Below are 3,957 nucleotides of genomic sequence, written 5' to 3'. Positions count from 1 at the left end.
CACCGCCTTCCAGGCACGAAGGCACTTTTTAGTCGGAGAAACTTGTTATATCAAAGTTTGTTCAATTTATTAAATGAATGCTCACATTATTGCTCACAAATCATGAAAATTTTTAACCATTTCATCTAACTTAGTAGCCACTTCTTGTTGCATACTTGGAAGAACATGACTATAAATATCGAGTGTAATTCCTATCCTTGCATGTCCTAATCTTTCAGAAATGATTTTCGGATTAATGTTTTGACTGATTAGCATAGTTGCATGTGTATGTCTTAAATCATGAAACCGTATAACAGGAAGCTCCACTTTCTTAACATCCTTTTTAAAGCCTCTGATTAGATTTGATGGTTGGACAGGACGCCCAAGCTTTGTACAAATGACTAAATCGTTATCTTCATAAACTTTACTGTGCTTTAATTTGTTTTCGTTACATTTTTTTCTTTCCTTTTTCAATTGCTGTATTAGTGCCTCTGGTATAGTTATTGAACGTAAGCTTGATTTTGTTTTTGCTGCATTCCTTAGTTCTTTTCCATCATGTGATAAGGTTTGTCGGATGTAAATTATTTTGTTTTCAAAGTCAATGTCTCTCCATCTAAGACCCAATATTTCACCTTGACGCATACCTGTGAAGATTGCGAGTAAATAAGCCGTTATATACTGACTTGGTCGTTTGACATTTGACACTTGACCTAAGAAGAAATTGACCTCATCTATATCCCAAACGTTCATTTCAGTTTTTTTGATTTTTGGAAGATCAACGAGGTAGGCAGGGTTTTCTTTAATGATTTTTAGTTTTACCGCTTTTTTGAATGCCACCTTTAACACATCAATTAATTTATGAATGGTGCTTGGTTTTAGCGTGGTAAATTCTAATAAATCATTCACGTAATTTTGAAGGAATATTGGTGTTATTTCATCCATTTTAAGTTTTGCCATTCTAGGTGCGATATAAATATCATAAAATGCCAATTGGTTGTTGTATGTTGTTCGTTCAACACTTGATTTTCTTTCTTTAAACCACATTTGAAAATACTCACTTACAGTCACTTTTTGTGGATCAAAAAAAGTTCCTTCATTTACTTCATTTAGTACCTTTGTTAGTGCTTTTTCTGCCTCGGCTTTGGTTAAAAAACCTCGTTTCATTTTCTGTTTTCTTTTACCATTAGCATCTTTTCCTATATCCACTACAAAGTAATATTTTCCTGTCTTTTTGTCTTTTTTGATACTACCTTTCACTAATTAGAGCCTCCTATTTGGCTCTTAACTGCTTGTATTGTTTTATTTTATCACAATTCTAAAATACAGCTATTAAAACTCCTATAATTGCAATCCCAAAAAGTGTCTTTATAACTTCATCTGGAATTAACTTTTCTTTAACAACAAAAGTGCCGTATGAACCCTTAACTTTTACTAATTTAATTGATCGTGGCATTTCCTCACTATATGATACAAACCTTCCTTTCTTATCACGTGGAAAATGAACCTTTTCTACCTCTCCCTTTAATTTTTCTGTTTTTAATTTAGGCATAAAAGACACCTCCACTGTTGATTTTTATGTATGCTTGTCCATTGATGATAATATCCTTTGTCCCCAGAATTTAAAATTTTATACCATTAAACTATAAAAATATTATTAATATGAAATAAGTTGATAATAGATTAATATTTAATATGAAATAAGTTAATAAAAATCTACGCCAAATTAAATTTGTATAAAAAAACCACCAATTCAACTGGTGGTTTATTATTGTCACTCTTTTCACTCTCTAAGCTTTTGCCCCTTTGTACTATAATACAAATTGATTATCGCTTTAGCCATTAAATCAAGATTTGGTTCGTTTGCCCTTGTTCTAGTGCAAGGAGGTCTTCTTTTCCCTGTAATCTTTGAGTAGACTATTTCTTCTTCATTATCTTGCTTATCTTTCTTCATTTTTCTTTTCTTCTTTCTTTTCCTTATAGGTTCCAATTGAAAGTAGATATTTAGCAATTTCTACTCCATCGAATTCTTTACTGACAGTTTGAATTATTTTTATTGTTTTTTCATTCCTTATTTTCACCCGATCTATTCTTTCTTTTTAGTTGTTCATTAATCAACAGATTTTCTTGAAGCATTATGATCGCTTTTGCAACCAATGTTATATTAGGTTTATTCTTTACTCTAACCAAAGCATTAGTTGTTTTACATTTGTAAATCATCTCATAAACTTGATGTTCCATTCCTCTCACCTCATTTCCGAAGAACCAACATTATACTAAATAAGATATAAAGAGTCAAAATTTTCAGTTAATATTAATTAAGTTGATAATGTAAAAAGAGCGACAAATAATGTCACTCCTTAAATGCTTAAGCAATAAAATTTATCATTGTTTGATGGTCAATCACTTCTTCAAAGTCATTTGGTTTCCTTAGACTTATCCCTCTTCGACTTAAGACAGAAAAAATTAAACCAAGTTCATAATACATTTGCTTTGTTAAAATATCCTTTCCAATGTTTTTATTTATCTCATTGTAAAAGGCAATTAAAACATCATTGGGTAATTTCTCATATAAATCCATTTTAAGAACGCCCTCTCAAAATTTACTAATTTATTAATTAATTTTAAAACACAAGGAAAGCGTTTTCGATAATTATGCTATTTGTTCATTAAATTTTCATTTTGTTTGGTCATAAAGAAAGAGTGACGGTTAGCCACTCTTAGTACATAATATGTCACATTTAATTATCCATGAAACCATCCCCTTAATTAGGTACAATACAGTTTATTTATTAATCCTTATCGAATTATCATGCCAAGCTACTTTTAAATAGTCCATAATCGCATGGGAGTCATAACCCCATTTATTCACCTACTAAACCATCACCATCTCGATCATCCATATATTTATAGAGCCACGAATCCCGTGTAATTGGCATTTTAAAGCCAGCAGCTTTAGCTTCAGAGATCGTAACTTGTCCATTATGATTGGTATCTACCTTACTAACATCTTCATTACTATTTACCGTTTGGTTTGCTGGTACATTGTTTGTTTTCGGTGGTGTACTCTTCGTACCTGTTGTTGTCCCTAAATTTTTGTTCACTTCATCTGGGTTTACATTGTCAAAATCATCTGTAATGGTTCTGCCCTGAATTTTGTATGTGAATTTATAATGGTTCGGAATTTGCGTCTGAGTATTTGGATATTGAATTACTGCTACGAAATCTGTACAACCTCCTGCATCTCTAATCACTTTTTCCATATAAGCTTGGTCGCCGTGCCGATTGAGAGTGCTGTCTTGAGGTGTAATGTTATATGCATTTGATACTCCCCCAAGCGAGTCAGCAATCACATGCCCTTTATCCAAGGTTGGACTCTCTGTACCAGGAACATTTGCTTCATCAGAGTAATATCTACCTGATGACGTGACATGTTCAGTATTCGAATTTTGAAGTGTTATATTTTTTGCCTCAACACGAATTAGCTGTCCGTATTCATTGGTAAAAGCCCAATATTCCCTGTCGCCAAACCCGACATCAACTCTGACATTCGGCTTTCTATAACCTGACATATCTCCGCCATCTACTACAATTAGTGTATATTTACTGTAGTCAAAGTCACCATTAACACTTGTTATCGTTGGTGTACTAGTGGCAGGAACGCTTGGACTCACTACGCTTTTACTAGTCGTTTTTTCCGCTTCGTCGTCAGTTGTACTTTTTTTGCTTTCAACAGTGGCTGCTTTCTTTTTGCTTACTTCTTGAGTTTTATTTATTTTTGGATTTTCCTCTTTGCTAGTTGTTTCATTTGATGAACAAGCTGCAAGGAAAACTAATAAAAACGCCATAAATAAGTAGGTTAATTTCTTCATAAATTGTCCCCTTTTTATAAACATTTGTAGAAATACCCATACTATTATACTGCTAAAATACTTCAAAAAACGAATAAATTTATAAACCAGAAAAAATGACCGCCGCAGC

6 protein-coding genes are annotated in these 3,957 nt (G+C 32.5%); all 6 read right to left on the bottom strand.

Annotated features, from left to right (window positions below; translation table 11 throughout):
• Positions 1–93: 93 nt before the first annotated feature.
• Complete coding sequence (locus V7266_RS19140) at positions 94–1,236, bottom strand: tyrosine-type recombinase/integrase (protein ID WP_335469966.1); 1,143 nt, start codon at positions 1,234–1,236, stop codon at positions 94–96.
• A gap of 58 nt (positions 1,237–1,294) precedes the next feature.
• The gene (locus V7266_RS19135; RefSeq protein ID WP_335469963.1) at positions 1,295–1,528 is read right to left on the bottom strand and encodes a hypothetical protein; all 234 of its coding nucleotides are present in this window, start codon (positions 1,526–1,528) and stop codon (positions 1,295–1,297) included.
• Between the two features lie 231 nt (positions 1,529–1,759).
• A complete protein-coding gene (locus V7266_RS19130) occupies positions 1,760–1,930 on the bottom strand; it encodes a hypothetical protein (protein ID WP_335469961.1) in 171 nt (56 codons plus the stop codon).
• A 110-nt stretch (positions 1,931–2,040) separates the two neighbouring features.
• On the bottom strand, positions 2,041–2,217 hold the full coding sequence (locus V7266_RS19125; protein ID WP_335469960.1) for a hypothetical protein: 177 nt from the start codon (positions 2,215–2,217) through the stop codon (positions 2,041–2,043).
• A 127-nt stretch (positions 2,218–2,344) separates the two neighbouring features.
• Positions 2,345–2,557, bottom strand: coding sequence for a hypothetical protein (locus tag V7266_RS19120; protein WP_335469959.1), 213 nt, complete (start codon positions 2,555–2,557; stop codon positions 2,345–2,347).
• 283 nt (positions 2,558–2,840) lie between these two features.
• A complete protein-coding gene (locus V7266_RS19115) occupies positions 2,841–3,848 on the bottom strand; it encodes a DNA/RNA non-specific endonuclease (RefSeq protein ID WP_335469958.1) in 1,008 nt (335 codons plus the stop codon).
• Positions 3,849–3,957 lie beyond the last annotated feature (109 nt).

The organism is Neobacillus drentensis, from assembly GCF_036965645.1.
GTDB lineage: Bacteria > Bacillota > Bacilli > Bacillales > Cytobacillaceae > Neobacillus > Neobacillus drentensis_D.
Note: the sequence above shows the minus strand (reverse complement) of the source record. Positions and strands in the feature narration are given on the sequence as shown.